This is a genomic window from Endozoicomonas sp. SESOKO3 (assembly GCF_024606255.1).
This window is the reverse complement of the sequence record NZ_JAHHPR010000454.1, coordinates 1-4,174: the sequence shown is the minus strand read 5'-3', so window position 1 is coordinate 4,174 and position 4,174 is coordinate 1. Positions and strand designations below refer to the sequence as shown.

Below are 4,174 nucleotides of genomic sequence, written 5' to 3'. Positions count from 1 at the left end.
CTGTTGCAATCAAAGTTTGAAAAGAGGCATTGAACTCAGGGTGTCTTAAAGTACCTGGGGCGTAGAAACAAAACGTATTAAAAACAGCTTAGGTAAAGGAGAAACAGATGCAATTAAAGAAGTAGTTAAAAGTGTGGCGCTATCGGCGGGACTGTTCTCTTCCGGGCTTCAGGCAGCTGAGAACCCAACAGGACCGACTGCAGACTCATCTACCGGCAAGTTTGATATCTTTCTTAGAAACGAGGTTCAAATGAGGCTCTTTGCTCTGGTGGACGTAACTTTCAATACCACCTCTGCCACTACCGGTGATCTCACTGGTTTCACTCCTTCCTGTGTTGATTCAAATGTTGAACGATACGAAGTCAGTCTGGCAAGCGACCATAATTTTACATTGGAACCATCAGGAGCAGGTCCTGCAGACGAAATCCCTTATTTGTTGACCTATTCTCAGAAAGGTGGTGCGGCGGATCAGGTCTGGGGAGCGGGTCAGTTGGTGTCGGGTGCTGTGGCAGGTGATTTTAAAAGAGATGGCCCTATTGGAGGTAACACTTGTGATGCTGCTCTGGACTCTAAAATTACTGTAGACATTAAAGAAGCGGACTATAAAGGTAAAAGTGTAGGCGTATATTCAGACACTGTCACAGTCGTAGTCACAGCTATTTAATCCCTAATGGCCGGTAAAGTTGACTCTGGTCTGGTCACTGGCTTTCCAAAAAATATGAAAGCGGCGCTGAGTAACAGCCCTGAGTCGGCCCTCGGTGTAAAGTACCTCTGTCAGGTAATTAAGTATCAGAGCAGTAACGAAAATGATTGTTTCGGGCCATGACAAAATGGAAATGCGTTGACATTTTATGTGTTGCGTTGCTCATGGTTTTTGTTTGCTCGAAAACTATGGCCAATCAGGCGCTTTTTCTTGCCCAGAATAAAGCTCCCAAAGGTTTTGAGACCCTTAGTCAGCCTCAGCGATCGCTGGTGGATATTTATTATGGCAACCGCTATTTAACCTCCCAGCTGGCTACCTTCCAACCCGGTGAAGTTACCCTTTCCAATGTTAATGATGTGGTTCGCCTTATCGGTTCGGTGAACGATCCTGTTTTTTTGGCTTCGGCTTTATCCGGCGAGTTGAATACCCATACTGAGGCTATTTGTCCGCCCGGTGTCACCAAAGATTGTGGTGTTCTTAACCCTCCCGTTGCCGGTGTGATTTTTGATGAATCCCGCTTCAGGGTCGATGTGTTTGTTAATCCCCGCTTCCTGTTAACCCGAGCTGCCGATGTCAGAAAATACCTGCCGCCTTCTGACTCAGGCTTTGCCATGATGCAAAACTTTTCGGCAGCAGTAACCGGTATATCTGAAGATGCCAATGGCAGTGACTATACTTTGTACGGCCTGACGCTGCTCTCTTATCATGAAAATAGTGTGTTGTGGAGCTGGGACTATTCAAAGTCTCAAGACTTCTCGGTCAATCAGCTATACGGTCAGAGGGATTTTGAAGGCTTTGAGTACGATGTTGGCCTGCTTTCAAGTCGGGGGTTTGGCCTCAATTTTACGTCTGATCAGCCCCTTGTCGGAGCCCGGTTTCGGACTTCTGATAACACCAGAGAAGATACCGATTTCAGTGGCGGTATGCCGATCGATATCTTTATGCCGCTCAGGGGCAGGGTTGAAGTCAGACGAGATGGACGACTGATTGCGTCTTATTTTCTTGAAGCGGGTCTTCAGGCTCTGAATACCACTACTTTTCCCACGGGTGCCTACGATATAGACATCCGGATTCTGGATGAGCAGGGTAACCTTCAGTCTGAGGAAACCCGTTTCTTTGCCAAGCAGTTTCAACTACCGCCTGAAGGTGAATGGCTGTTTTTTGCTGAGACCGGGCGTGTGATGACATCGGTTTTTGATGGGGTTCTGCCTGATAGTACTCAACAGTGGTTGACCCGGGCCGGTGTGAGTCGGAGAATTTTTGAGACGGTGGCAGGGACTTTGTCTGCTGCCGCTACTTTAGATACTTCATTGCTTGAGCTGGGGCTATTCAAGTTGGGCTATCGTTATGAGTTATCACCCTCGGTGATGCTGGCAGATAATGGCAGCTATGGTATGACTCTCATAGCCAGAACCTGGCTGGGCAACGCCTCTTTGAATGGCAGTTATCGACGACTCTGGAGGGACGATAGTGAAGTGGAAAATTCCGATCGCCCGGCATTGATCGGTGATGCTTTTGAGCAAAGCAGTTTTTCTATTGCAGTACCCCTCTGGAGAGGCGCTGCCAATTACCGATTCAGCAGTAATAGAAATAATAACGATGGCAGAACAGAAACCCACGGAGTGAGTTATACCGCTACCGTTTTCAGAACGCTGGATTACGATACGAATGTTACTTTCAGTTTCAGTGAGTCAGAAGGTAACTCAGTAGCATTGTTGAGTCTGGAGTGGCGATTTCGTCAGGATCGATGGACTTTCCGGGTTAACCCCCGGGCTGAGGTTCAAGACACTAACGGCCTGGAAGACAGAACAGAAAAAATGAGGCTGTCAGCCTCCTGGGATGATGGTGACCTTTATGATGGTCAGCTGATTTCTACTGTCTCTGCAGAAGCGGGAAGTGGCGAACGAAGACTTGATGGTGTCTTGCAATACGGTGACCGTTTTGGCAAAGCAGCATTGACGGTTAACCATCGTTCAACAGAGGCCAATCGGGTTACTAACTATAACGGCAGTTTCAGCACCAGCTTTCTGACCGATGGCAATGTTGTGGCTATGGGTGGAGAGCGAGTGGCGGAGAGTGCTCTGGTGGTCAATCTGAAAGGTCGTGAAGGTGACGTGTTTGATGTAACCATTGATGGTCACAGGAGAGGCTACGCCGTGGCAGACAGACCGTCGGTGATCCCGCTGGCACCTTTTGAACAATATACCGTAACCCTGTCGCCTTCAGGGGATACGCTCTACAGTTTTGATGAGCGGGAGCGACGTGTCACCCTGTATCCCGGCAACGTCGTGACGCTGGACTATGAGGCTATACCCCTGAGACTGCTTTTTGGTCGCTTGTTGATGAAGGGTAAGCCTCTGGACGGAGCTCGGATTATTGGAGGACTTTATCCTGCCAGTTCGGACGATATTGGCATGTTCCAGATAGAAGCCCGCTCAGATACTCATGAGTTGAGGATTGAACTCGAGAATGGTTGGCAATGCACTGTGCCCGTCGTACCGGATGACAAGCAGTACATACTAAGAATGGGAACCCTGGATCTTTCCGAGTATGATTGTGGTCCCGATCTTCAAGGCCAGTTGACCAATGGCGAACGGTAAGGCTCCTGAGTATTAATGATACTCGGTTGTACAGCGATACTTCGATGGTTAAAGTTGGGGTCCGGTCAAAATAAAGCAGATGTTGTTTTCTTATGATGTTTCTCAGAGGAGTACTTGCGCTAATTGCACTGACATTAGCTAACACAGCTTCGGGCTTTTTCGTTTTTGGTCAGCCTCAGTATACTGCGCCGCTTGTTACCTGGGCCGGTGGGGATGTTGACATCGACCTACCTTTGCAGTTGCAGTCGTGCAATGGCACCGGTCTTGGGTCGCGCTTTCCTCGCTGCGGCTGGTTTCGACAATCTGAAGATTACACCATTGAAGCTTCTGGTTTTGATTTCATCTCTTCAGGGAGTGCTCCTGCTATAGAAATGTCCCGGGTGGTCTTTGAGCAGGGGGTAAATTCATTGTTGCTAAAAGATGGTAGCAATATTCCGGATACGAGTTCGACATTCCTGGCTCCGGGGACTTGGAGACAGGTTGGAGGGCAAGTATCGGTCAAGGTGAATGCTATCGAGTTAGAAGGGCGTCAACCCGGAAATTATCAGGCGGTATTAAAGCTCAAAGGCATGGAGAGTGGTGGTTTTATTCCTTATACCGATAACACTGACCTTATCTTTGAGCTGAAAATTCCTGATCGCATCCAGATCAGTGGCCTTAAAGACATGGCGCTTAGTGACAAGAATCTTCAGGGTAATATGGATTTTTGTGTATACACTCAAAGCGGATCTGACTTCACTGTCAGAGCCACTGGGTTGACGGGTGCTTTTCTTTTATCAGGTCGGGTGGGTTATCAGTTAAGAGTTGGGCAAGGGGGCCTCCATAGCAACCCCGTCCATATCTCAAACGGATGACGCTGATTCAAACGCTC

General features: G+C 48.3%; 3 protein-coding genes. All 3 read left to right on the top strand.

The genetic code is table 11. From position 1 onward, the window contains the following. Positions 1-133 precede the first annotated feature (133 nt). The 3 genes from KDK18_RS07800 (at position 134) to KDK18_RS07790 (ending at position 4,157) form a co-directional block, all read left to right on the top strand. Positions 134-664 carry a hypothetical protein gene (locus KDK18_RS07800; protein WP_257254340.1) on the top strand — a complete coding sequence of 177 codons (531 nt, stop codon included), beginning with the start codon at positions 134-136 and terminating at the stop codon, positions 662-664. A gap of 203 nt (positions 665-867) precedes the next feature. Then, positions 868-3,303, top strand: coding sequence for a TcfC E-set like domain-containing protein (locus tag KDK18_RS07795; protein WP_257254339.1), 2,436 nt, complete (start codon positions 868-870; stop codon positions 3,301-3,303). 92 nt (positions 3,304-3,395) lie between these two features. Continuing rightward, a complete protein-coding gene (locus tag KDK18_RS07790; protein WP_257254338.1) occupies positions 3,396-4,157 on the top strand; it encodes a hypothetical protein in 762 nt (253 codons plus the stop codon). Positions 4,158-4,174: the final 17 nt, after the last annotated feature.